This is a genomic window from Paenibacillus sp. Soil724D2 (assembly GCF_001427935.1).
Taxonomy (GTDB): domain Bacteria; phylum Bacillota; class Bacilli; order Paenibacillales; family NBRC-103111; genus Paenibacillus_E.
In genome coordinates, this window is sequence record NZ_LMRY01000023.1 from 142,239 (window position 1) to 167,259 (window position 25,021).

General features: G+C 45.8%; 26 protein-coding genes and 1 other annotated feature. Of the genes, 11 read left to right on the forward strand and 15 right to left on the reverse strand.

The annotated features are described in order from the left end of the window. Window positions 1-3: 3 nt before the first annotated feature. The gene (locus tag ASG85_RS19875; protein ID WP_060647560.1) at window positions 4-300 is read right to left on the reverse strand and encodes a hypothetical protein; all 297 of its coding nucleotides are present in this window, start codon (window positions 298-300) and stop codon (window positions 4-6) included. Window positions 301-500: 200 nt separating this feature from the next. Here ASG85_RS19875 and ASG85_RS19880 point away from each other — a divergent pair, with 200 nt between their 5' ends. Further along, the gene (locus ASG85_RS19880) at window positions 501-1,484 is read left to right on the forward strand and encodes a metal-dependent hydrolase (RefSeq protein WP_057307592.1); all 984 of its coding nucleotides are present in this window, start codon (window positions 501-503) and stop codon (window positions 1,482-1,484) included. Window positions 1,485-1,615: 131 nt separating this feature from the next. On the opposite strand, the gene ASG85_RS19885 is transcribed toward ASG85_RS19880, so the two are convergent. Then, on the reverse strand, window positions 1,616-1,843 hold the full coding sequence (locus ASG85_RS19885) for an alpha/beta-type small acid-soluble spore protein (RefSeq protein ID WP_056829533.1): 228 nt from the start codon (window positions 1,841-1,843) through the stop codon (window positions 1,616-1,618). A 154-nt stretch (window positions 1,844-1,997) separates the two neighbouring features. Here ASG85_RS19885 and ASG85_RS19890 point away from each other — a divergent pair, with 154 nt between their 5' ends. Continuing rightward, window positions 1,998-2,180, forward strand: coding sequence for a DUF5325 family protein (locus ASG85_RS19890; RefSeq protein WP_057307593.1), 183 nt, complete (start codon window positions 1,998-2,000; stop codon window positions 2,178-2,180). 76 nt (window positions 2,181-2,256) lie between these two features. Here the strand turns inward: ASG85_RS19890 and trpS are convergent, their stop codons facing one another. After that, the gene (gene trpS / locus ASG85_RS19895) at window positions 2,257-3,240 is read right to left on the reverse strand and encodes a tryptophan--tRNA ligase (RefSeq protein WP_057307594.1); all 984 of its coding nucleotides are present in this window, start codon (window positions 3,238-3,240) and stop codon (window positions 2,257-2,259) included. 65 nt (window positions 3,241-3,305) lie between these two features. Further along, window positions 3,306-3,572: a binding site (T-box leader), on the reverse strand. Window positions 3,573-3,730: 158 nt separating this feature from the next. Between trpS and ASG85_RS19900 the strand changes: the two genes are divergently transcribed. Next, window positions 3,731-4,861 carry a permease gene (locus tag ASG85_RS19900; RefSeq protein WP_060647561.1) on the forward strand — a complete coding sequence of 377 codons (1,131 nt, stop codon included), beginning with the start codon at window positions 3,731-3,733 and terminating at the stop codon, window positions 4,859-4,861. Window positions 4,862-5,107: 246 nt separating this feature from the next. Here ASG85_RS19900 and ilvD read toward each other — a convergent pair whose 3' ends face one another. The 6 genes from ilvD to ASG85_RS19930 all read right to left on the reverse strand — a co-directional run bounded on the left by ilvD (window position 5,108) and on the right by ASG85_RS19930 (window position 12,025). Next, a complete protein-coding gene (gene ilvD, locus ASG85_RS19905) occupies window positions 5,108-6,793 on the reverse strand; it encodes a dihydroxy-acid dehydratase (RefSeq protein WP_057307596.1) in 1,686 nt (561 codons plus the stop codon). Window positions 6,794-6,913: 120 nt separating this feature from the next. After that, entirely contained in the window at window positions 6,914-7,900 is a 987-nt protein-coding gene (locus ASG85_RS19910; protein WP_060647562.1) for an ABC transporter permease, read from the reverse strand. A gap of 1 nt (window position 7,901) precedes the next feature. After that, on the reverse strand, window positions 7,902-9,410 hold the full coding sequence (locus ASG85_RS19915; protein ID WP_060647563.1) for a sugar ABC transporter ATP-binding protein: 1,509 nt from the start codon (window positions 9,408-9,410) through the stop codon (window positions 7,902-7,904). A gap of 69 nt (window positions 9,411-9,479) precedes the next feature. After that, on the reverse strand, window positions 9,480-10,574 hold the full coding sequence (locus tag ASG85_RS19920; protein ID WP_057307599.1) for a sugar ABC transporter substrate-binding protein: 1,095 nt from the start codon (window positions 10,572-10,574) through the stop codon (window positions 9,480-9,482). A gap of 304 nt (window positions 10,575-10,878) precedes the next feature. After that, window positions 10,879-11,526: a ribonuclease H gene (rnhA, locus tag ASG85_RS19925; protein ID WP_057307600.1), complete on the reverse strand. Its 648-nt coding sequence runs from the start codon at window positions 11,524-11,526 to the stop codon at window positions 10,879-10,881. Window position 11,527: 1 nt separating this feature from the next. Continuing rightward, window positions 11,528-12,025, reverse strand: coding sequence for a hypothetical protein (locus ASG85_RS19930; RefSeq protein WP_057307601.1), 498 nt, complete (start codon window positions 12,023-12,025; stop codon window positions 11,528-11,530). Window positions 12,026-12,185: 160 nt separating this feature from the next. On the opposite strand from ASG85_RS19930, the gene ASG85_RS19935 reads away from it, so the two are divergent. Next, window positions 12,186-12,425, forward strand: a complete 240-nt coding sequence (locus ASG85_RS19935; RefSeq protein WP_029194830.1) for an alpha/beta-type small acid-soluble spore protein — start codon at window positions 12,186-12,188, stop codon at window positions 12,423-12,425. A gap of 520 nt (window positions 12,426-12,945) precedes the next feature. Here the strand turns inward: ASG85_RS19935 and ASG85_RS19940 are convergent. Both ASG85_RS19940 and ASG85_RS19945 read right to left on the reverse strand, forming a co-directional pair. Continuing rightward, the gene (locus ASG85_RS19940) at window positions 12,946-13,230 is read right to left on the reverse strand and encodes a PLP-dependent transferase (RefSeq protein WP_060647564.1); all 285 of its coding nucleotides are present in this window, start codon (window positions 13,228-13,230) and stop codon (window positions 12,946-12,948) included. Between the two features lie 297 nt (window positions 13,231-13,527). Then, entirely contained in the window at window positions 13,528-14,526 is a 999-nt protein-coding gene (locus tag ASG85_RS19945; RefSeq protein ID WP_060647565.1) for an ABC transporter substrate-binding protein, read from the reverse strand. A 179-nt stretch (window positions 14,527-14,705) separates the two neighbouring features. On the opposite strand from ASG85_RS19945, the gene ASG85_RS19950 reads away from it, so the two are divergent. Genes ASG85_RS19950 through ASG85_RS19960 form a run of 3 tightly spaced genes read left to right on the forward strand, consistent with a single transcriptional unit; the run spans window position 14,706 to window position 17,635 of the window. Then, window positions 14,706-15,737, forward strand: a complete 1,032-nt coding sequence (locus ASG85_RS19950; protein ID WP_060647566.1) for a FecCD family ABC transporter permease — start codon at window positions 14,706-14,708, stop codon at window positions 15,735-15,737. Then, on the forward strand, window positions 15,734-16,783 hold the full coding sequence (locus ASG85_RS19955; protein ID WP_060647567.1) for a FecCD family ABC transporter permease: 1,050 nt from the start codon (window positions 15,734-15,736) through the stop codon (window positions 16,781-16,783). Before ASG85_RS19950 ends, ASG85_RS19955 begins: the two co-directional genes overlap by 4 nt. Before the next feature lie 33 nt (window positions 16,784-16,816). Continuing rightward, window positions 16,817-17,635 carry an ABC transporter ATP-binding protein gene (locus ASG85_RS19960; protein ID WP_060647568.1) on the forward strand — a complete coding sequence of 273 codons (819 nt, stop codon included), beginning with the start codon at window positions 16,817-16,819 and terminating at the stop codon, window positions 17,633-17,635. A 56-nt stretch (window positions 17,636-17,691) separates the two neighbouring features. Here the strand turns inward: ASG85_RS19960 and ASG85_RS19965 are convergent, their stop codons facing one another. Next, complete coding sequence (locus tag ASG85_RS19965; protein WP_047681433.1) at window positions 17,692-18,060, reverse strand: hypothetical protein; 369 nt, start codon at window positions 18,058-18,060, stop codon at window positions 17,692-17,694. A 283-nt stretch (window positions 18,061-18,343) separates the two neighbouring features. Between ASG85_RS19965 and ASG85_RS19970 the strand changes: the two genes are divergently transcribed. Beyond that, the gene (locus tag ASG85_RS19970; RefSeq protein WP_060647569.1) at window positions 18,344-19,603 is read left to right on the forward strand and encodes a methyl-accepting chemotaxis protein; all 1,260 of its coding nucleotides are present in this window, start codon (window positions 18,344-18,346) and stop codon (window positions 19,601-19,603) included. A 57-nt stretch (window positions 19,604-19,660) separates the two neighbouring features. Here the strand turns inward: ASG85_RS19970 and ASG85_RS19975 are convergent, their stop codons facing one another. Next, complete coding sequence (locus tag ASG85_RS19975) at window positions 19,661-21,469, reverse strand: M3 family oligoendopeptidase (RefSeq protein ID WP_060647570.1); 1,809 nt, start codon at window positions 21,467-21,469, stop codon at window positions 19,661-19,663. A gap of 156 nt (window positions 21,470-21,625) precedes the next feature. On the opposite strand from ASG85_RS19975, the gene ASG85_RS37065 reads away from it, so the two are divergent. Beyond that, window positions 21,626-21,790: a YycC family protein gene (locus ASG85_RS37065; RefSeq protein WP_082562639.1), complete on the forward strand. Its 165-nt coding sequence runs from the start codon at window positions 21,626-21,628 to the stop codon at window positions 21,788-21,790. 3 nt (window positions 21,791-21,793) lie between these two features. After that, window positions 21,794-22,027 carry a hypothetical protein gene (locus ASG85_RS39270; protein WP_082562640.1) on the forward strand — a complete coding sequence of 78 codons (234 nt, stop codon included), beginning with the start codon at window positions 21,794-21,796 and terminating at the stop codon, window positions 22,025-22,027. 337 nt (window positions 22,028-22,364) lie between these two features. On the opposite strand, the gene ASG85_RS19980 is transcribed toward ASG85_RS39270, so the two are convergent. Together ASG85_RS19980 and ASG85_RS19985 are read right to left on the reverse strand one after the other, a co-directional pair. Then, entirely contained in the window at window positions 22,365-23,066 is a 702-nt protein-coding gene (locus tag ASG85_RS19980; protein WP_060647571.1) for a DUF2225 domain-containing protein, read from the reverse strand. A gap of 44 nt (window positions 23,067-23,110) precedes the next feature. Next, window positions 23,111-23,503: a globin gene (locus tag ASG85_RS19985; protein WP_057307608.1), complete on the reverse strand. Its 393-nt coding sequence runs from the start codon at window positions 23,501-23,503 to the stop codon at window positions 23,111-23,113. A 279-nt stretch (window positions 23,504-23,782) separates the two neighbouring features. Here ASG85_RS19985 and ylbJ point away from each other — a divergent pair, with 279 nt between their 5' ends. After that, window positions 23,783-25,021, forward strand: a complete 1,239-nt coding sequence (gene ylbJ, locus ASG85_RS19990) for a sporulation integral membrane protein YlbJ (RefSeq protein WP_057307609.1) — start codon at window positions 23,783-23,785, stop codon at window positions 25,019-25,021.

A 25,021-nucleotide genomic window follows, 5' to 3' on the forward strand; every position in this document is an offset into this window, starting at 1 on the left:
TTGTCATGTAGAGGTTACTTCTGTGAAATGCCACATATGCAGTTTGCGCAGGCCGCCTTCAACCCACTCTTCCCATAGGGCTTGGTGTGAAGCATTTTCAGTTCCATGCAAACGTTCTTGTTTTAACGAGAAATACTCCTCATAGGTAACTTCCTTCCAAATTTCCACAAAAAGCCCTTCCTGATCCGTTCCCTTCAGCAGTTCAAATCGCCCTTCCCTCCGCTGCCATTCCTGCATATAGATGAGAAAAGACGCCCGAAAAGCGGGTTTTATGGCATACTCTACAAAAACTTTGGACATTTTTAGATCTCCCTCTGATTTATTTTTTGCTCCAAAATGGTAAACTAATAAAAAGACGGAAAAATGACCAGACTTACAAGGATAAATGATTCCGTCGTCTTACAAGGTCGAGCGCGTTTTGAAGTAAGTTATTCTATGGAAAACTCAGCCCATGCTTACGAAGAAAATTTTCTACGGAAAATTCTTAGGAGGAAACCCATTTGGACACAGGCACTCATCTCGTAATTGGTTTAGGGTTAGCGGGACTGTCACAAATTGACCCTAGCGTTTCTGCGGACACAGCGGCAACTACTGCAGTCTTCATAGGAACTGTTATTGGCTCGCAGATTCCGGATGTGGACGGGCTGCTTCGTTTTAAGGGGAACGCCACTTACATTCGAAATCACCGTGGTCGTTCTCACTCTTTGCCAGCTTTACTTTTATGGACGCTGCTGATCACTGGAGCTCTCGCTCTTTTCTTCCATGGAATCCCTCTGCTGCACCTTGGTATGTGGGTAGGAATCGCCGTTTGTTTTCACGTCTTCACAGATTGTTTCAACACATATGGTACACAAGCGTTCCGGCCATTCTCTGAAAAGTGGGTGTCATGGAACATCATACACATCTTTGATCCCTTTATCTTCTCAAGCCACATCGCTGCTATTTTCATGTGGTCTTTCCATGTTGCGAGTCCAAAGCTCGTGTTCCCGACTTTGTACGGGGTTATCGCTCTATATTATATCTGGCGCTCTCTCGACCATTATATCGTAGAAAAAGGGCTCTATCGCAAAGACCCCACCCATATGCCCGGGGATAAATACACACTAATTGTAACATTCAACCTCTATGTGTGGAACGTAGTGAAACGAAGAACAGACGGTACCTTTCAGTTGGGTGAGCTGAAGAATTCGAAGCTAAGGTGGATCGACACTGTCAAATGTGAAGACCATCCAGCCATCGAGGTGTCCAAAAGTCACGAAGACATCCAAGCCTTACTCTACTTCTCATCCTTCACATGTGCTGAAGTGAAAGAACACCGCTTCGGGTACGAAGTAAGATGGGCTGATGTGCGTTATCGTCACCGCAAGCAGTATCCTTTCGTAGGTGTTGTCCGGATGGATCACAATTTCCAAACACTCGATTCTTATGTGGGCTGGGTAAGTGACACTAGGCTTGAAAAGAAGCTGAAAGTGGATCTTTATTAGAAAAGAGGCGCGTTGACCAAACGCGTCTTTTCTTTACTTTAAAAAAAGACAGAAAAAACCCAGAGGTTTTTAGGCCCCTGGGCTTTATTGTTACATTAAACAGGAAAAGCTATGAACGAAGTCAGGCTAAACTAGCTGCGGAAGCCAGATTGTCCTGCCAGCGTTTGCTCAGCAATTTGCACCAAGCGACGAGTAATGTTACCCCCGATTGCACCAGCATCGCGAGTAGCCATATAACCCATGTAACCATCTTGAGGAATTTGGATGCCCAGCTCTTGAGCTACCTCATATTTCAATTGATCTAAAGCTTGGTTGGCTTGTGGAACTACCAATGTGTTACTGCTACGATTTTGTGCCATAAGGATTCAAACTCCTTTCAGTCAGCTATGATCTTTGATGTATTTGCAAGCTTGCAAAGATAGTATGTGGAGGAAATGAATTTATATGCACAGCGATCAAAAAAGTTTAAAATAAGAAGACACTGTTCAATCTTCTAGAAAGTAGGTCACATTCATGAGCAAACCACTCGCTCTTCTTTTCGCTTTTGTTGGCACCCTGCTGCTTGCCTCCATCAGCTTATTCATTGCCCTCAGGCAGCCTTGGATGGTCTTTGCCTGTTCCATCATCTCCTTAGGCTTTATTGGATATGGATTTGTAGTTAAAGCGAAGATTCGCAAAAAAAATACGCGGTCTTAACGACGGAATCAACAATTGCGTCAAAAGAGAAAGAGCCCAAACAGCTATATTAGCTGTTCGAGCTCTTTTTTGCTTTTTATATAACGACAAAGCCCATCCGCTTTTTCACTTCGAGCAGGGTTTGATCAGCCACTTCAGCTGCTTCCTGCGCACCTTTTTTCAAAATGTCGAAAATTTCGCCTGAGCTGCGAATTTCACGATAGCGTTGTTGGATCGGCTCGAGAACAGCCACGAGGTGTTCAGCTAGATCCTTTTTGAAAGGACCATAGCCTTGCCCATCGTATTTGGCTTCAATCTCAACTAAACTCATCTCAGCAAAGTGTGAGTAAATGGACATCAAATTACTTACCTCAGGCTTGTTTTGCGGATCATATTTCACTTCACGGCCTGAATCAGTGACCGCACGGCTCAGCTTCTTACGGATCACATCCGGCTCATCCAGCATGGCGATGTAACTACCTGCATTCGGGCTGCTTTTGCTCATCTTTTTGGATGCATCATCCAAAGACATGATTCTCGCACCAATCTCAGGCATATAAGGCTGCGGCATGACGAACATTTCACCAAAACGGTTATTGAAGCGGTTCGCCAAATCGCGCGTCAACTCCAAATGCTGCTTCTGATCATCTCCAACCGGAATTAAGTCGGCATTGTACAGCAAAATATCAGCAGCCATCAGAGATGGATACGTAAATAGGCCTGCACCAACGGAATCCTTACCTTCAGACTTGTCCTTGAACTGTGTCATACGCTCAAGTTCTCCCATATGCGTCAGCGTCGTCATAATCCAGCCGAGCTCAGCGTGCGCATGAACATGGGATTGTAGGAAAATGGATGCTTTACTAGGATCTAGTCCCGCAGCAATATAAAGCGAAGCTATGGACTCTGTTTGCTCCTTCAGCGCTGCCGGATCCTGAGGAACCGTGATGGCGTGCATATCAACAACCATAAAATAACAGCGATGCAAATGCTGCAGCTTCACATAATTGCGAAGTGCGCCAATATAATTGCCAATCGTCAGCTGTCCGCTGGATTGCATACCGGATAATACTCGTTTCATTGGATAATCCCTCCAGAATTCTTAACTTCGTATGGTCTAAAAAAACAACAAAAAGGCCTCTCCCCGCAAGGGACGAGAGACCGTGGTACCACCCTAATTTGTCCGTGAACAATTGTTCAATAAGACCTTCAGGCTCTGATAACGGGGAGCTGCCGTTTGGCATACTTGGACAGATGAGAAATGTTCTCCGGCCTAGGTTCCGGCAACCTGCATACTGTGTTCAGCCTCATGCTCAAGGATCCATTCGGTTTGCTTGTTTCACCGGTTCACACCAACCACCGGCTCTCTGAGAAACGAAAGACAAACTTACTTGTTCCTATCATCGCGATTGATTTTATATTATTATACACCCTTACAATCCATTGTCAATCAAGGACATTGTCCTATCTGAACCTGCATGTACATAGGATAGATCATACTAGCCTTTCCATGGGTAAAATAACTTCGCGTCCTTCGGGGACGCATCAACGGACAAAGGGGTGTCAACGAATTGCCATCGACTCTATACCGCTGGAGCCTTCCTATCTCCACCGTGATTTGCACGTTTCTCCTCATCTTAATCATGACAACGCGAGAGCTTCCTCCTATGGGTTTGGTCATTTATGAATTCAAGCACGTCTTTAAAGCCTTCATGAGTATTTTTCTCGACGCTTTGCCTTTTATGTTACTAGGCGTACTTCTATCCACAGTCGTTGAAAACTTTATTCCTGAAGCGTTCATCAGACGCATGACGCCGCGGCACCCGCTAGGAGGCATCTTATTTGCCTGCGTACTCGGCATCATGTTCCCGCTCTGTGAATGCGGAATGATTCCTTTCGTTCGTCGGCTCATGCGGAAAGGAATGCCAGTGTACATAGCCGTCATCTTCATTCTAGTCGGTCCGATTCTGAATCCTATCGTCTTCGCCTCGACGTTCATGGCTTTCCGTGGCGAGACTTCGATGGCCTATTCGCGAATGGGGCTTACATTTGGCGTTGCACTCATCGTAGGATTGCTGCTGACACGTTTCCTGAAAGGCAGTCCTTTGCGTCATCCTATCGAAATTCAGGCAAACACACTGCACCACCACGGGGGTTCCAGCCCTGGACATCACGCCGACCACATTCACGCTCACGACCATGACCATGATAACCACCAAGGCCATAATCATAACCATCATGATCATGGACATCATCATGATCATCACCACGGCCACAATCACTCCCACGACGGTGGTCGCATGATGGTTATGCTCAGCCACGGTACGACCGAGCTGTTCGAAATGAGTAAATACTTGATGCTGGGCGCTTTCCTGACCGCTCTTATCCAAACCTTCGTTGCCCAAGACAGCTTATCCGCGATCGGTCAGGGACCTTTCATTTCACATGTGTTCATGATGGGCTTTGCCTACCTGCTCTCCCTGTGTTCCACAACAGATGCTTTCGTGGCAGCCTCCTTCGCCAATTCCTTCTCTCCAGGCTCCTTACTGGCTTTCCTTGTATTCGGCCCTATGATCGACGTCAAAAGCACGCTGATGATGCTCTCCATCTTTAAAGCCCGTTTCGTACTGACTCTCTCCATCGTCGTCGCGGTTACGGTATTGGCGGGATCGTTGCTTATTATGCATTTCTTTTTAGCTTAAAAGGAGATTTGCAACTTGCATATCGGGATTCTCAACCAATTAATCAATCAACAGCATAAGCCTCAAATAAATAAGCGCGGAAAACGCGCTTAAACTGGAGCACCCAAACAATAAGGGCGAAAATCGCGCTTACAGCAAGGCTCGCTGAGCCGACAGTGTCTGAAAAGCTTTACTGCCCCAAACCCAAAACATATAAAAAGGAGCTCGCATCAATCGCGAACTCCCTTTTATTTGATACATCAATAATTAAAACTTCAGAATGGCGCCTGCACTAGCATTTGTCACCATTTTCGTATAACGCGCCAAATATCCAGTTTGGATTTTCGGTTGGAACTCTGTCCAGCTCTCGCGGCGTTTCGCGAATTCTTCATCGCTGATTTGCAGTTCGATTTTACGGCCATCCATGTCCACATCAATGATGTCGCCATCATGTACGAAAGCTAAAGGTCCGCCCTCAGCCGCTTCCGGTGAGATATGACCGATCGAGATCCCGCGGGATGCGCCTGAGAAACGTCCGTCAGTAATCAATGCAACTTTCGCGCCAAGACCCATACCAACGATTTGGGAAGTAGGAGCCAGCATTTCCGGCATACCAGGTCCACCCTTCGGACCTTCGTAACGGATAACAACGACATGGCCTTCTTTAACAAGACCGTTCGCAATACCGTACAAAGCTTCGTCTTGCGAGTTGAAACAAATCGCTGGACCAACGTGACGTCCGCCAACGGATTTATCAACCGCGCCGACCTTAACGATACTGCCTTCAGGTGCAAGGTTACCAAACAGAACAGCTAGTCCGCCTCTTTCGCTGTGCGGGTTCGACAACGGACGGATAACGTCTGTATTTTGAATTTCGCGGCCAGCTACATTCTCGCGAAGCGTCTGCGCTGTTACGGAAAGACAGTCACCGTTGAAAGCGCCCGGTTTTTTGAGCAGCTCATTAATTACCGCGCTCACACCGCCTGCCAAGTGCACATCTTCAATATGGTAATCTGAAGCCGGAGCGATTTTAGCTAGGTGAGGTACGCGTTCTGCCACTTCATTAATTCGGTAAATCGGATAGTGTATACCAGCTTCGTGCGCAATAGCAAGTGTGTGAAGAACTGTGTTCGTGGAACCGCCCATCGCCATATCAAGAGCAAATGCATTATCGATCGCTTCGATCGTAACGATATCACGAGGCTTGATGTCTTTTTCAATCAGGACCATCAATTGTTTGGCGCAATCTTTCACGAATTGCTTACGCTCTTCCGCAACAGCCAGAATTGTACCGTTACCTGGCATAGCCAGGCCAAGGCCCTCAGCTAAACAGTTCATGGAGTTCGCTGTAAACATACCGGAACAAGATCCGCATGTCGGACAACCGTATTGCTCTAACTCTTCTAAGCCAGCTTCATCTAATTTACCGGCTTGGAAAGCACCTACACCTTCGAATACGGAGGATAGGGAAATCGATTTACCGTTTTTATCTTTACCGGCTTTCATCGGACCGCCGCTTACTAACATCGTTGGGATGTTAACGCGGAGGGCCCCCATGATCATACCCGGTGTAATTTTATCACAGTTAGGAATACAGACCATTCCGTCGAACCAGTGTGCATTAACAACCGTTTCCAAGGAATCCGCAATAATTTCACGGCTTGGCAAGGAGTAACGCATGCCGATATGGCCCATAGCAATCCCATCGTCAACCCCGATTGTATTGAACTCGAAAGGAACACCGCCTGCTTCACGGATCGCTTCCTTCACTAGTTTACCGAACTCTTGCAAATGAACATGTCCAGGAATAATGTCTATATAAGAGTTACAAACCGCAATAAACGGCTTGCCGAAATCTTCCTCTTTAACGCCGGCTGCACGCAGCAAACTGCGATGCGGAGCACGGTCGAATCCTTTTTTAATCATATCGCTGCGCTGTTTTGGATGAGCCATTCTCAATTCCTCCTAGATTTCATTTCTTTTGAGAAAACAATGAATCTATCATACCACACTTCTCGTAAAATTTCTGCCTTTAGTGTGATAACGCGTCAATGTAACACCAAACACTCCACTTTAGGCTTTGCGTCGATTCAAATGAACGAAAGTAATAGCCAATGCAAGCACCAGCACCCCGCCCTTGACAATATCAAATCCGAAATAAGGCACATTCAGCATCGTAAGTCCATTGAGCAATACGCCAATCAATACTGCACCAAAGAAAGTCCCTATGACATTAGGCTTCCCTGCACCAAGCACGGAATACCCGACGAACACCGAGGCAACAGCTTCCATCAAAAGCGGAGCACCGGCATCAATCTGTCCTGAACCGACACGAGAAGCATACAGAATACCACCGAACGCTGCGAAAATGCCTGACAGCACATAGGCCGCTAAGCGGATTTTATTAACGGAAATCCCAGAGAGACGTGCTGCCTCCCGATTGCCCCCCGTAATGTAGAGTTGGCGCCCCCAGCGGGTGTATGTCAGAAAGACATGCACAGCGATAACAGCCGCAATCATAAGAATAACAGGCACAGGTACACCAAGGAGCTTACCTTGACCGATCCAGAGAAATTCCGGCGTAAACTTTCCTTTGGCCACCGTGCCGTCTTGGAATCTCATATTATTATAGATGGAAAAGCCTTTCGTATACGTTTTTTGCACGCCACCGATGATATACATCACCGCTAAAGTAGCAAGTAAATCGGGAATGCGAATTTTTACGATGAGCCATGAATTTATGAGACCGATGACAGCACCTATAACAAGAGGAACAATGATGACCAGAATGAGTGGCTGTTGGTACCAAACCATCAAGGCAGCCGCAGCTACTGTTGATAATGAAACCGTAGAACCTACGGATAAATCAAACCCGTCCACAATTTGCGATAACGTGACCCCAATAGCGACAAACATCACAATCGATATCGACCTTAAAATATCCGCGATATTGTCATAAGTCATAAAATTCTCATTAATAAACGAAAAGACGATAACCACCAACGCAATGATGAACAAAGCGCCGTATTTAAACGTAAAATCCAAACTTCTTTCCTTCATGCTATTCAGCCTCCCCCGCACTCGCATACGTTAAAATGAGATCCTGCGTCGCTTCTGCGCGGGTGAGCTCCTTCACCACAGAACCGTAGCTCATTACTAAAATGCGATCGGCAATTCCTATAATTTCATTTAGCTCGCAGGATAAATAAATAATGCCTTTACCTTCCGACGCCAATTGACCGATTAAGCGGAAAATATCGCTTTTCGCGCCAACATCGACCCCTTTGGTCGGCTCATCAAACATATAGACATCGGCATTCGTCGGAAGCCATTTGCCCACGGCCACCTTCTGCTGGTTGCCGCCGCTTAGATGCTTCACCACGCGATTCGGATCGCTGGGCTGCACGCCCAGCTGTTCTACCATCTTCGCCGCGTGCACACTCTCCGCGCCGCGCTGCACAAAGCCGAGCGAGCTCAGCTTGCGCAATATCGGAAGCGACAGATTGTGCTTCACCGTCTCCTCCACGAGGACGCCCTGCTTGCGGCGCTCCTCGGGCACGAGCGCGATGCCGGCGCGCACGGCATCCTCCGGCTGGCGCAGCGCGAGCTTGCGCCCGGCGAGCCACACCTCGCCGCCGTCCGCGGCGTCGGCGCCGAAGATCAGCCGGCTCAGCTCCGTCTTGCCGGCGCCGACCAGCCCCACAACGCCGAGAATTTCACCTCGGCGGAGGGCAAAGCTGACGCCGCGCACCTTGGTGCCGCGGCGCAGCCCTTTCACCTCGAGGAGGGTATCGCCGATTGGAACATCGGCTTTGGGGAACTCCTCGGTGAAGGTCTTGCCCAGCATCGCCTCAATGACCCCTGCGATGTCCATGTCTGCGGCCGCCTGCGTGAGCACGTGGCGGCCGTCGCGCATGATCGTGATCCGGTCAGCGACACGGAACACTTCCTGCAAGCGGTGGGAGATGAAGATAATCCCCACCCCTTCGCGCTTGAGGCTGTCCATGATCTGGAACAGCCACTCTGACTCCTCCAGACTAAGCGGGGCTGTCGGCTCGTCGAAAATGATGATCTTGGCCTTATGAGCCATCGCTCTTGCGATAAGTACTAGCTGCTTCTGGGAGATGCTCAGCTCGTCCACCTTGCTGCGAACAGAGAACGCAGCCCCGATCTTTGCTAGAATCCCTTCAGCCTCCCGATGCAGCTTTCTCCAGCTGACCCAGGCACCGCCTTGAACCATTTTATCCATCATGACATTTTCGGTCACCGTAAGCCCAGCCACCAAGGCTGTATCAACTTCTTGATAGACGCAATAGATACCTTGGTTCATAGCTTCCTTAGGCGTCTGTATATGGAGAGACTGGCCGTTTATCGAAATTTGCCCCGTATCATGGGTATAAGCGCCGGATAAAATCTTCATCAAGGTGCTCTTGCCAGCACCGTTAGCCCCGAGCAAGGCATGAATTTCTTTGGTTTGCAGGTCAAAATCAACCTCCTGAAGCGCCTTCACACCGGGGAACGATTTGGAGATGCCTCTCATATGCAGCAAAGATCCGTTGTTTACCGACATCATCATTCACCTCTCATCTTAATCTGAAAGTCCCATCGCATATTGACGATGGGACCGCATTGGACAACACTATTTTTTTTCTGCAGCTTTTAACCAGTCGGTATAGCCTTGTTGGCTTCCGCCCCAGCCTTTGACATATTCGCTAAGCTGTGTTGTATTTACTTGCTTGTCCTTCGGCAGTTGGTCTCTGGATACATAAACAGGCTCCAGTACCACTTTCTCAGGCGTTTGATCACCATGCAGCTTCTGATACAGGTAACGCACTTGCACGCGACCGATATCCTTCGGATCTACCGCAGCTGATGCTACCCATGGGCTTTTTGGATCTTGCAGCAATTGCAAGTCTTCATCGCTCAAGTCAATCCCGTATACTTTAATTTCTGTACGACCTGCTTGTTGAATGGCACGGGACGCGCCTTTCGCAAACTCATCCCAAGCTGTCCATACCGCTGTAATATCGCCTTTGTTCGGGTATTTCTTCAGAATCGCTTCCATTTGCGTTTGTGTATCTAACGCAGGATCTTTGGCTGTACCGAAAGCAGCGACTTCTTTAATGTCTGGATATTTCTTTTGGAAAGCTTGGTAAGCGAGTTGTCTGCGTTCCATCGGTGCAAAGCCGGCTACCCATACTTTCACGATGTTCCCTTTACCGCCGGCATCCTTCGCAAGCTGCTCTAGCGTAGCTTCAGCCATCTTCTGATCGCCTTGCTCTAAGGACGTAACACCCGGAACAGAAAGGATCGAATCGAAACTTACAACTGGGATTTTCTTTTCAAGTGCTTTCTTCACGCCTGCTTCCAATGCTTCAGCTGTTCCATGATCGATGAGAATACCATCGAATTTCTGATTAATCGCTGCATCCAGATTGGATGACATTTTCGCCAGATCCGTATCAGCAACGAATACCGTTACCTTACCGCCAAGTTTCTCTACTTGTTCCTTCACGCCTTCTACATACTGAGACGAAAATGTACCTGTATTGAATTGCATCACGAGTGCAATTTTCTTTCCGCTTAAATCTGCTGCTTTAGCTGCGTCAGTTGCCTTCGCACTTGCTGCAGGTGTTGCCGTCGCGCCGCTGTTCTCTGTTTGTCCGCAGGCTGCAAGCAAGCTTCCTACTAAAGCCAAAATGATGAATAAACCGCCTAATTTCGTTCTTTTCATGAGTTACCCTCCCGATCTAATGCTTGACTCTATTTCCTATTAACTCTATCAAAACATTATACCGAGTAATTTAATAGGAATTACTGTATATTAGCATTGGGAGGATTTCCCGTCAATACATTTGAAGATATTTTTTCTTAAATTTCGACTTTTTTTACCACATAAGAAAGTATAAGCTTTCGGTTCCCGAAAACCACTTTCTTATTGGCGATAAAACCTAATATAGGGATCTTTGGTCGTAGACCAAAGTCTCTCCTCGTTAAACGCGGTCGCTCATCCTTGAATAGCCTCGATAGAGGTTTTCTCATTTCCTTCCAAAGTCAGCCTTGATTTCTCCCCATTTCCGCGTATCCCACTTCACAATTTTATTGGAATAGGTGTTTGTTTTGAGCCATTTCAACGCTCGATCAACTAATATCCATATTTCTTCTGTGGAAGCATCCCTAACTAGATTGGTGGAAACCTCCTTTTTACGTATCCAGCTCAAAGCTGTAACTGAATCGGTATAAATGGTTTTATCACTTCCTTGCTTCTGCAAATAAGCGAGCCCATGAACAATAGCAAGAAACTCACCTAAATTATTCGTCCCTTTGGAAATAGGGCCTTGATAGAAAATAATCTCACCCGTCTTCGTGTCAACGCCTTTGTATTCTACAATTCCTGGATTCCCGGAACAGCCAACATCGACAGAGATACTGTTATAATCAACTTCTGGAGCTGTCTCAGGGGTAGCAGACTTCCCTTTTGCAGTCGCTGCTGTCCCCCCATTTCCAGAGAAATTCAGCGACTTCTGCCACCCCTTCTCCAGCGCTTGACGTGCTTCCAGCTCCGATTCATACGATTTAAATCTAGCTTGCGGATAACCTTTAGTCTGAGCCTGACAATCCGCCCATGTTCGGTAGATCCCTGGTTGATGTCCCACCCAAACAACATAATATTTCACTGCCGCCATCTTATTCACTCCATAATTGTTGATGTATTTGATGTACAAGATCCTCGACCACTTTCACTGTATCACCGAAATAAGGCCGATAGTCCAAACCTTTAATAAACGCAAGATACGCTTCGCCTACCGCCAAAACCTTCTTACTGTACTCCAAGCTAGGGAGGATATGCGTTTCAAGCTCGCGATACGTTCCGTTAGAGCGCTCCTCAACGGATACGAGTTCCACTTGATCATCCGCCAGATGACGGACAACGAACGAAAAACCTCTACACTCCGGATCTCCGCAGCCGCATACAAAGAACGGCATTCGCTCCCATTGATCCGCTGGCGCAAAACGATTCGGCGCGGTATCATGTAGGGCACTGTACAAGAACGCCGGAAGCCCCACATCTACACACAGAGGCTCTTCAATAATGATACTATCGTCCACCGCCATGAGGACATCTGCCTGAATAATTTGTAAATCCTTATCTAGGGACCAGCCCTTTATGGATATATCAAACATAACTCCTGCCTCCGCTCTCCCATTTATTCGGTTTTCTCATTATAGCAAAGACTGTGCATTCCTGCTTTTAAGGTTTTTTATTGTGGTGAAAATTTCCAGTTTAGGTTATGAGTATAATTCCTAAAAAAGATTATACTACCATTACTGGAGGTGATATCAGATGGCATCAGGACAATCTCGTAGCAGCAACCAACTAGTTGTTCCACAAGCTACACAAGCTCTAGACCAATTGAAGTATGAAGTTGCTCAAGAATTGGGCATCCAAATTCCTCAAGACGGCTACTATGGCTACATGGCTTCTCGTGATACAGGAGCAATCGGTGGTAACATCACTCGTCGTCTCGTACAAATTGCTGAACAGCAACTTGCTGGCGGCGCTGCCGGTAAATTCAGCAGATAATAGTTTCCCCTATACTTACGTTTTAAAAGGGCTTTCTTTAAGTAGCAACCTACTTGGAAGAAGCCCTTCTTTTATGCTTATGGAAATAAATAAACTCCCGAGACTTTCGATTCATACATTATGCTCGCTAACCTCTGATAGGCATGACTCCAAGATTTGATCTTGAGTCTTTCCGCACTTGTGAGGATAGATTGGGCTATTGTGATATCAATGTTGTATTATCTACAACAATTCACACGCCTAGAGGCTATTTTGCTGCTTGAAGTTGCAGTTCGTACAACATTTCGAGCCCAATTGTTGTACATTATGCAACAATGAAGGGAGAAAGGCTGGATTCAGGCAGCGATTGTTGCACTATCTATAACAATAGCTAACTATCCTAATTAAGCTAAGGTTCATCACCTTACCCCCAAACCAAAAATAAAGGAAGCCCATGCACAAGTGCATAGGCCTCTTATAGATCCGTATGGCGAGTTGTCGCATATGGTTCCTCCGAGCTTATCCCTTCGGGGGATGATATTCATAGTAAGGTAGCCGCATCGTCTATATCCCGAATCAGATCTTGCGGATCCTCAAGGCCCACGTAAAGGCGGACAATGTGCCGCTCGGTATCTCCGCTCCGCACCACATTTACATTGACTAGACTTTCAAATCCGCCCCAACTAACGCCAATTTTGAAATATTGGAGCTTCGTTGCCCAAGCCTTCAGCTTCTCCAACGGTTCTAACGATTCGAACGAGAATAAGCTGCTGAACCCAATTAGCTGCTGAAGCGCCAATTCATTCACATACAGGCCATTTTGCAACAAATGAGCTCGAAATGTTGTACAAACTGCAACTTCAAGTTGCTAAATAACCTTTTGGCGTGTGAATTGTTGTAGAGAATACAACATTGGTAATCTCTATAGCAATCTCTATAGCCTTTCTTCGCTCACGAAAGCTAAATGGCTCTAAAATCGAATTTTGGAGTAATTTCCTACCAAAAAACCTGCAAACAAACGCTAGTAAACATAGTAACTTACCGTTTGATTATGTAAATCTATCACCTTACCCCTGTCCCCCAAAAAAATAAAGGACTGCTCATAATAAGCAGTCCCTTCATTTTAAGGCTTCACTTGATATAGGTTATACAAATCATCCAGCATGATGTTAGCCGCTTTGACACCGCCAGCTGTATTCCAAGTCGCATCATTCACTTTGATTAACTTATTTTCTTTAACCACTTTAAGATTTTTCCAGAGCGGGTCATTCATCCATTCCTGCTCTTGCTTGGTCCCTTTGCCATCTCCGGTCTCATAAGTAAAATAAAACACTTTATCCGCAGCATCAAGCTCCGTTAGACGCTCCTTGGTAATGTCTTCGAACGATTTCTCATCACTCTTAGCATCCGAGCGAACGATACCGATTTGTTTAAAAATAACACCCGTGAACATATTGCCGTAATAGTATCTGGTTTTGCCACCCATAAAACGAACGACAGCCACTTTCTCTTTCAGCTTATCGCCTGCCTTGCTTTTGAAATCCTCAATGCGTTTATCGAAAGCTGCGATGACTTTATCGCCTTCGGCTTTTTTATTTAGTGTATCAGCGTATAAAAGGAAATTACTTTTCCACTCACCGCGCAGCGTCTCCGAATAGACCGTTGGAGCAATGGCTTTTAATTGATCGTAGACTTTCTCATGACGCATCTTATTGCCAATGATCAAATCGGGTTTAAGCGATGCGATCAATTCCAAATTCGGCTGTGATTCACCGCCAACTGTCGTTACACCCTGCATATCAGCTTTAATATGATCAAACCATGGGTTTCCATAATAAGATTCAACCGCACCTACCGGTTTTATGCCTAACGCAAGAAGTGCTTCCGTTCCTTCATTGGTCAAAATGACAACACGCTTTGGATTCGCTGGTACAGCTGTTTCTCCCATGGCATGTTTAATGGTTCGAGTACTTTCCGCCTTCGCTGTTTCTTGAGCTGCTGCAGATGCCGAAGGCTGTGAACCTGGCTTATCACCACAAGCCGTCAAAACAACGGACAAAATAAACATAAGTGCAATAAGAGTCCAAGCTCTTCCTTGTTGACGATTTCTTTTTCCAAACATATAAATGAGTTCCCTCCACGCAGTCAATTGATGATAACGATTATCATTATCTATCACATATTACTAACTTATCACCTGCCTGTCAATCTATATTGATAATGATTATCATATTCGTTGACTTCGCTAGTCAGACTCATTAAAATAAATGAAGCAGCATTTAAGGAAGCAGGCACTCATTCATGAACCATTTAAGTTATTCAAGCAAAGAACGTCTTCAGCATTTCTATAAAAGTATTGGATTACTCGCAGCTTGCTGCTTGTTGGCTGCAATGATGCTCAGCAGCGTCATGTTCGGACTACATACGTATTCATGGGATCAAATTGTGACCTCCTTTGCGCCAGCAGCCAAACCAACAAACGAGGCTATCATCATCCAAACCGTACGCATCCCAAGAGCCTTGATAGCTGCCCTCGTAGGAGGAAGCTTGGCCGTTGCAGGCGCGCTTATGCAAGCTATTACACGGAATCCGCTGGCTTCCCCAAGTTTGTTCGGCATTAATTCAGGCGCTGCCTTTGCCATCGTGTTATCCGTTGGATTTTTTAATGTTTCCAGCCTTACTCAGTTTACATGGATTGCATTTGTCGGTGCTGCATTCAGCTCTGCGCTTGTCTATGGACTCGGTTCCTTAGGCCGCGACGGCTTAACCCCAATGAAAATTACGCTAGCAGGCTCAGCAATGACGGCATTTTTCGCTTCGTTAACCCAAGGTATCTTGCTTGGAAATGGCAAAGCCTTTGACCAGGTCTTATATTGGCTTGTCGGATCCGTCGAAGGACGGACAATGGCCATGCTCCAATCCGTTTACCCTTATATCCTAATCGCTTGGATTGGTGCTATATTCTTATCGCCGCACATCAACATATTATCTATGGGGGATGATGTAGCCAAAGGGCTTGGACAACGCACCGTATACGTGAAATTCATTGCCGCTGTTATGATTGTCATTCTTGCGGGAGGCTCTGTTGCTGTTGCGGGTCCAATTGTTTTCGTAGGGATTATCATTCCGCATATCGTTCGCTTTATTGTAGGAATCGACTATCGCTGGGTCATTCCGTATTGTGCGGTTCTAGGCGGCATTCTCTTAGTTGGTGCAGACATTATAGCTCGTTTCATTGTTATGCCTAAGGAAGTTCATGTCGGTGTAGCTACAGCCATTCTCGGAGTACCCTTCTTCATCTACATCGCTCGCAAAGGGGGACTTCTGAAATGAGTCATTCCCATCGTTTTGTCACCGTACGAAACAAAGGGTTCTCTTATCTAATCAGTAAGAAATCTCTGATTGTTTCTCTTTTCCTGCTCCTTGCCGTCATCATCGTGATGATTCTGAGTACAGGAATAGGAAGCATTTATATCAAACCTGCTGAAGTCGTTCGTGCTGTCTTTGGTTACGGGACTGATCCAAACATGATGATCGTCAGAACTTTACGTCTACCTAGAGTCATTGTTGCTGTCTTAATTGGTGCATCGCTTGGTGTAGCTGGAGCCATTCTGCAAGGCATTCTACGAAATCCGCTAACCTCGCCGGACACGATTGGCACAACGGGCGGAGCTACGCTTGGGGCTGTTTCTTTTTTCTTTTTTTTCTCAGATAAAATCAGTATTCACTGGCTGCCAGTTGCCGCTATTATTGGCGCTTTCGCCGCTACCTTACTGGTCTATTCACTGTCATGGAAAAATGGGATCACGCCTCTGCGGCTTGTCCTGATTGGGACGGGACTTACTGCTGCGATGAGCGCACTGTCCTATCTCATGCTGCTTTCCGGACCGATTATTCTGGCTAATCAATCTCTAACCTTTATGACTGGCAGTATTTACGGAGTTTCCTGGAAAAAAGCGGTTTACCCGCTCTTACCATGGGTCTCACTGTTAATTCCCTTCATCTTCTTGTATGCGCGTCACATTACCATACAGTCCTTGGGTGAAGATATCGCCCGCAGTGTTGGAAGCAGCGTTGGGCGTCAACGCTTCCTTCTGATCATCCTTAGCGTTGCACTATCAGGGGCTGCAGTCGCCTTCGGAGGTGCGATCAATTTCATTGGTCTCATGGCTCCGCACATTTCCCGTAAGCTCGTAGGTCCAAGCTTCGGCGCGCTTATCCCTGTGTCCGCGTTGACAGGTTCCCTGCTTTTGCTGTTGGCTGATTTAGCAGGACGCTTGTTGTTCAAACCGCTCGATATTCCGGCAGGTGTTTTCACAGCAGCTATCGGCGCCCCTATCTTCATCTATGTGCTATATCGCAGTAGAAATCGCGGTTAACAACAGCGGTTTTACTTAAAGGAGAATAGACCTATGCCCACCCTGGAAAAAGAAAAAGCACTGGAAGCACAATCGCTTCAGTTAACATACGGAGAGACGACCATCTTTCACAGCTTGAATTTACAAATACCTAAAGGCAAAATCACTGTATTTATTGGCAGTAATGGCTGTGGGAAATCAACACTTCTACGCTCACTTGCTAGACTGCTGAAGCCGAAATCAGGCGCAATCCTACTGGATAGCACGGAAATTGCCAAACTCTCAACCAAAGAGGTAGCTCGGCGAATGGCCATCCTCCCTCAAGGACCTTCCGCGCCCGAAGGGCTTACCGTACGACAGCTCGTTAAGCAAGGACGCTACCCCTATCAAAGTTGGCTGCAGCAGTGGTCTTCAGAAGATGAGAGCAAAATCATGCAGGCCCTCCAGCTTACGAATATGCTCACATACGCGGATCGCAGTGTGGATTCCTTATCTGGCGGGCAGCGCCAAAGAGCTTGGATCGCCATGACACTGGCGCAGGACACCCCTACACTGCTCCTTGATGAGCCCACTACCTATCTGGACTTAACCCATCAGATTGAGGTACTGGACTTGCTCTTCGAGCTGAATGAGAACGAACAACGCACGATCGTGATGGTACTGCATGACATCAATCTGGCTTGCCGTTATGCCCATCATATCGTCGCCATTAAGGATAGTTCTGTTTATGCAGAGGGTAAGCCAGAAGACATCGTGAACGAGCAGCTGCTTCTAGATGTGTTCGATATGAAATGCAGCGTTGCGCCTGATCCTATCTTCCGTACACCTATGTGTATCCCTTACGGAAAGGGTCGCATTCTTCCCCATAAATAAGAACAACCCCGGTCATCTACGTGACTGGGGTTGTTTACAATTAAAAGGTATAAGTGCTAAATCGTTCTTGCAAAATTAGCCATATTATAATTGCTCTCGAACATAATACTTGCTGAAACTAGGTTTTGTCTAATTGTGAAATCGAACAAAATTTCACCATGGGTCCAGCTTTTCTTCCGTTTCAAAGATTCAATAGCCATCTGCCGGAAGGATTGATACTGCAGCTCCGTCAAACCTTTGGTCGTGGTTGCAGGCAATACACCGTCCTTACTTTCAAACGGAAGGTGCTTAATACCGAATTTACCAATTTCGTTGTTGCGAATGTGCACAAACACGGTACCAGAATTCACATGCGATAATTCTTCTTTGATCTTTCTAAACACCAAATCGATTTGTCTAGCGAGTGGTATTTGATCCAAATTCATTACTTTCCTCCTTAAGTTTTAATTTTTTACTTATTATGTAATTTATGCGACTCTAGACCTATTATACTCACACCATTTACATAATTCAACAGTAAATTTACATTATTCACACAATTCTTACTATTTTTTATGTAATGTTAATGTAAATCCCATTTCACTTGTAAGAAACGAACGATATTTGTCGAAATGATGTAGAATATTTCCAGATTCAATGTTATAATTTGCAAACATACATCATGGATTCCAACACAAATAAACAAATTTCGCAGAGGAGTCGGTCGGATTGGATAAAGTATCATCCTTATCGTTCAGAAAGAAACTACAACTTGGTTGTTATGCACTTATTGGTTTGAACTCAATCTTCATGCTGATTGTTACATTCGCCTCAGATTGGAATCGCTTACTTGGTATCATATTCCTACTTATTATTCTTGGAGGAAGCTACCCGTTCATTCGATGGTTCGAGAATCAGCTAACGGAACCCATTGCTGATTTATCCCGAATAGCGCTCAACATTTCCAAAGGGGACTTCTCTCAAAAAGTAACCGTAACCTCAGATGATACCCTTGGACAGCTTGGCCAATCTTTTAACAAAATGATAGATAAACTCCGCGAAATTCTTCGCGACACAGGAACTATTTCGAAACAGGTTTTTCAAACAAGCCGCGATATTTATGTTAAAAATGAAAGCTTCCGTACTGTCCTAGAACAAGTGAGCATTTCGGCCCACGAGCTGGCCTCAGGTGCCGGGCAAATTTCAGAAGAAGTTTCTGGTGTTTCGATCACCTCCAAAGATATTGAAGTGAGAATCGAGGGCTATGCCGGATCTGCAAAAGAAATGAAAGACCGCTCGGATCAGATGATGACCCTTGTAGAGAAAGGACGCACGTCCGTTGAAAGCCAAGGCATCGGTATGAAGCGAAACGTAGAAGTTACACAGCAGGTGTCCGATACAATCGACATGCTGGCTCGTCAAGCTGAAGGCATCAGCAGCGTTACTCGTTCCATTTCCGAGATTGCTGAGCAAACAAACCTCTTATCCCTTAACGCTTCCATCGAAGCTGCTAGAGCTGGCGAACATGGCCGGGGCTTCGCAGTCGTCGCTCAGGAAGTGCGCAAGCTAGCTGAAGAATCAACCTCTCTTACACGTGAAGTATTCGGTTTCGTGAAAAGCATCGAGCAAGGCATACAAGAAGCTATTCGCAGCATTCAAGTGAACGAAGATGTCGTGAAGAAACAAACCGTGTTAATCGAGCAAACCGAAATTGTTTTCGCAGAGATCGTCGGAAGCGTAAGCTTTATTTCGGAAGAAATTACCCGCTTCGCGGAAGAAAGCGAACAAATGCTGACAAGCTCCGAACAAATCGCTGCGGCAATGGAAAACATATCGGCGATCACGGAGGAATCCGCGGCTGGCACGCAAGAAGTTTCTGCTTCTATGAATGAGCAGATCGCTACAGTACAAGGAATCGTGACACAAGCCGAAGAGATGACGCGTGTAGTCACACAGTTACAACAGACAATTCAAATTTTCAAATTATAAGCTTTATTCGTACAAAAAAGGCTTTCCCACTTCAATCATGGGAAAGCCTTTTATTCTTTACACTTGAACTTTAGCTTCTGTCAGTTCCATGAACTGCTTCACATCTTGAGCTGCCATATCCACAGCACTTTGCCAGAAATCCGGCTCTGTCAGATCAACGCCGAGATGCTTCTGAGCAAGCTCCTCCACGTTCATGCTGCCCGTGTCTCTAAGCAAAGAGATATACTTATCTTCAAAGGCTGCGCCCTCCTGCACCGCTCTTGCATAAATCCCTGCACTAAACAGGTAACCAAACGTGTAGGGGAAATTATAGAAAGGTACATCAGTCGCATAGAAATGCAGCTTAGCTGCCCAGAAATGCGGGTGATAGCTGCTTAAAGCATCTTTGTAAGCCAGTTTCTGCGCATCCACCATGAGCTCATTCAAACGCTCAACGCTAACTAAACCTTGACTACGTGCTTCGTAAAAGTTCGTTTCGAAGATGAATCTCGCATGGATGTTCATGAAGAAAGCGATTGCCCGTTGGATTTTATCCTCGAGTAAAATGATGCGTTCTTCATCTGTAGAGGCACTCTTCACAACTGCGTCCGCTACAATCATTTCAGCGAAGGTAGAAGCTGTCTCAGCGACGTTCATCGCGTATTCCTGTGCTAACGCAGGCATATCTGTCATGACATGCTGATGGTAGCCGTGACCTAGCTCATGAGCTAATGTAGATACATTGTTTAGCGTTCCGCCGTAAGTCATGAAGATACGCGTCTCACCCGCAATCGGGAAAGATGTACAGAAGCCACCAGGCCGCTTCCCTGCTCGATCCTCAGCTTCGATCCAGCGCTTCTCAAAAGCTTCTTCCGAAAAGGCAGCCAGCTTCGGACTGAACCGTTTGAATTGATCAACAATCAGAGTAGCGCCTTCATCATAAGAAATTTTCTTAGAGGAATCGCCAAGTGGTGCATCCACATCAACCCATGCCAACTTTTCAACACCTAACAGTTTCGCTTTTCGGTTCAAATAGGCAACGAAAATATCCTTGTTGCGGTCAATCACGTCCCACATGACATTCAGCGTTTTCTCTTCCATACGATTGATAGCAAGCGGCTCTTTATGTATATTTTTCCAACCTCTGTATTTATAAATCTGAAGACGGAAGCCCGCCAAATGGTTTAATGCTTCGGCACAATATTCCTCTTTATCCGTCCATGCTTGTTCCCATTTTTCAAATAGATCCAGTCGTTCTTCACGATTCTCCGTATGCAGTTTATTAAACGCTTGACCGGCGGATAGCTCCACCTGTTTACCGTCAACCTCTACAGGCATGCGGAATTGACCAACGGTCGTATTATACAGATCTCCCCACCCATGATAGCCATCTACAGCCAAATCATTAATTAAGGCTTCCTGTTCAGGCGGCAACTTCTCTTGGGCCAAGGCACGTCGCTCATGGAGCGGAAAAGCTATGGCTTTGAACGGCTCTTTCTGCAGGAGAGCTGACCATACATCGTCTGGAATCCCCGTCAGAACTTGATCAAAATGGGTGAGCGATGACAGATGCTCTGCAAACAAGCTTTTGACCTGTCCGCTAAGTACAGGCGCTTTCTTATCCTTCTGATTATCCGCTAATAAGCAGCCTACGAAAGAATCCGCCTCATGGATATGCTTCAAATTATGCTGAAACAATTCGATCAGTTTCACTAGCGAATCTGTATCTTCTGCCTGTTGTGGTGAAGGGGTATTTCGTACTTGTTCTTGAAAAGCAGCAATCGATGCTTGAAGCTCCTTCAGATGAGCTGCGAATGCTGGAGATTCGCTTCCCCCAGGAAAAAAGGTTTCTAAATTCCATGTTTGATTAAGAGGTAAATTAAGCAAAGCTATCACCTTTCCTTTCCATCTTTTATTAAATCATAAACGCCAGCTGATCGCCAATCATACTCATCTTGCTCATTGCTTATAGATAAAAAGTATGATTCAATTATAGATAGTTCCCACACTATATATTCGGAACAGGATGGGTGATTTTCAATTATGAAACCGTTACAAATTTCTCCAGAAACGGCCGTTAAGCTAGCTGAACAACTTAAGGTGCCTTTAGAACATCTCATGCATATGCCACAACATATTTTACTGCAAAAATTAGCGGAGCTCGCTAAAGCTTCCTCTACGGAAAATAGCGATCCTGAATCGAAGTAAGCTTTGATCCCTTTCGCTAACACTTGGCCTTATGACATTATTATGAAGGACATTTATGTGGCCCAATGTCCCTTTTGCCATAGCCCCAATGTGCTGCTGCCGTTGAAAATCCACGAACTGACTTCTATTCACGAAGGTAAAAAAAAGCTGCTTGTATTTCCTTGCTGCCATAATAAGCTGACGCTCGTCGATACAGATCGCGATTATTTATTGGCGGACACCGCAATACGCAAATGATTCCTAGCTTCCAAGCGCAAGGAGTAGAAAGCGTCCCTATGAATGAGTACCTCGTTCCTTTGACAAGCGCATGTACGTTAGTTACGTTAAATTACATGGCAATGAAAATTCGCAGCAAGATGCTTATCGATTCTTATGAGCACTTGCTTGCACCATTTCTCACTTGAAGCGGATCATGCGCTTTTATGAATCCAAGCATCGCGGCAAAAACCGTTCTACCCTTTACAAACATGTGCAACTAAAAATAACCAATGAAAAAATGAACGCTTAATCATTCAAGGGCAGAAGTCAACTCCCAGAATGGATAAGCGTTCATTTGATTTATCGGCAATATTCACTATGTAGCTTGTTTCATTTCGTCTGGGAGCTCCATACGAATTGCAAGCATATCTTCACGGGTTGCTATCCATTGTTCACGACTTGCTCTAATCATACCAGCATCCATAATCTTGCGGTCATTAATAATGCGGGAGAACCATTTGACCGCCTCATTGAAGCGGCTTAATCTGCGATTCAGCTCTCCTATTAAGTACATGAGTCGTGCATTATTGAGATCCAAGCCTTCTGTTTCATACACATTGACATATGCATCCAAGGCAAACGTTAGGAAACGCTCCTCCTGCTCCCAATCTCCCTTGGAACGATACAACCATGCCAAATGGTGTAGAAGCCCTGCAACAACACGCGATTTCTCTTCTCTAATCTGCGCACTAAGAAGAGCTAACTTGTAACTCAGAAGCGTATCTTCCCAAGTTCTTTCTCCGCAATAATTGCGCATGGACCAGTTTTGAGCCACTCTCTCGTAAAAGACTTCCCTCTGCGCCGGTTTCCATTTATCCGAAAAGTTTTCCGTATGTGCATATCCACAAAACGGACAGACCCTCACGACATAAAAGTCGGGGTTGATGTCTTTATAATGAACACAGAAATCTGTATCCGTTTTGCTAGCTTTCTTGAAGCTTGGGCGAACCTTCATCGTTTTGTAGGAATTCTCGCAATATGTACATTTCACTGAAATATCATATAAAGGTTCGACCATCCTTGAAACCCCGCCTTCACAATATTGCATGTAGGAAAGAAGAACTATTCTTCTTCTGATGTGTTAATAAAATGATAGGCAGAGCCTTTCAGCCGTTCCAGTAAAAAATCCCGTAAATCAGGCGGTAGTCCTACTTCAATCATTGCTTCCGACATACAGCTTAACCATGCATCTGCACGTTCTACTGTAATAGGAAATGCCATATGTCTTGCTCTCATCATCGGATGTCCATGCGCATCTGAATACAAGGTTGGACCACCAAAAAACTGACTTAAAAACATGAACTGTTTATCTATAACGGGTCCTATATCCGAAGGGAACAGAGGCGACAGTAGTGGATTTTGCTGAACTTTTGGATAAAAGGCTTCCACGAGTCTGCGTACCGTCTCCGCTCCCCCCATCAATTCGTACAACGTGCTGCGATTACTTTCTGACATTAGGGTAAACCTCGCTATTCGTATTACTTAATAATTTTCTAAATCCTCATCCCCTGCATGCATGAGCGTTTCCCGAATGACAAATACGAACATACATACAACCAAACCAGCAATGACACCTGTCATTTGAATCACTCCCGCTGCCTAGGATATAAGACTTTACTAGTTCTATTTTACCATAAAACTAGGCTATGAACAGTACCAAAGTCTAAGTATTTTGGGACGGCATGTATGTCCCATCCTGTTCATATAGTTGAGTAGGAGGAGGTATCCAATCTCATGCAGAAACGAAATTTTACGGCTGCGTTACTTATGGCTTTTGTTGTTGTTGCCATTATTCTATGCTTATTTGCGTTCCCTCATGACGGCCTTCAAGCAGCCTTACGCGGCGTTTCCATTTGGTGGGATGTGCTCTTCCCAGCACTTTTCCCTTTCTTCGTTATATCCGAAATTATGCTTGGCTTCGGTATCGTTCATTTCTTCGGCACACTGCTCGATCCCATGATGCGTCCCGTCTTCCGTATCCCCGGCATTGGCGGCTTCGTAATGGCTATGGGCTTCGCTGCCGGTTATCCGGTCGGAGCTAAGTTGACCTCCCAGCTGTGGGAGCAGAAGCTTGTCAACCGTGAGGAAGGTGAGCGACTCGTTGCGTTCACAACAAGCTCCGATCCGATTTTCTTAATCGGAGCCGTTTCAATAGGCTTCTTCCACGATCCTTCTTTGGCTATGATCTTGGCTATTGCTCATTATGGAGGCTCCGTGCTTATAGGTTTAATGATGCGATTTCACGGCAGAAAGAGCTTGCCTACAGAGCAGGAACCCAAGAGCAAGGGCTGGGTCTGGAAACGTGCTTTTGAAGCGATGCACAGCGCTCGAACCAACGATGGCAGATCCATAGGCACACTGCTGAGTCAATCCATCCTACAGTCGCTCAGCTTGATTTTCGTAGTAGGTGGATTAGTTGTTTTCTTCTCTGTTGTTTTAGAAGTCTTAACAGCAGCTAAGATCATGAACGCTATTTACCTGCTTATATCCTCCATCCTAGAAATCGCAGGACTCCCTCATGAGTTATCACAAGCTGTTATGAACGGTTTGTTTGAGGTGACACTGGGGGCGAAGGCTGCCGGGAATGCTCCCGCGTCGTTAGCTCTCTCCAGCAAAGTAGCTATCGGCGCTTTTATTTTGTCATGGGGCGGCATGTCCGTTCATGCTCAAATTATTAGCCTATTAAGTCATACGAATCTGCGTTACTTGCCATTTGTCACCGCGCGCTTCATCCATGCCTTGCTCTCCGCTGCTATTGTTCTCGTTTTTTGGGAGCCTATGCAAATTTTCCGAGAATCCAAAACTGTTTTCTTACCTCAATATGATTCGGCTTCTCCTGTTCTCAGCTATCTCAGGTTAATGCTGCCAATTAGCGGAACGGTCTTCCTTGGTGCTTTTTCTGTCATTGCCGGACTCTTTGCTGCATATTCCTTACTTAAACTCGTGTATGAAAAGGTTGGTGGAACAAGATAA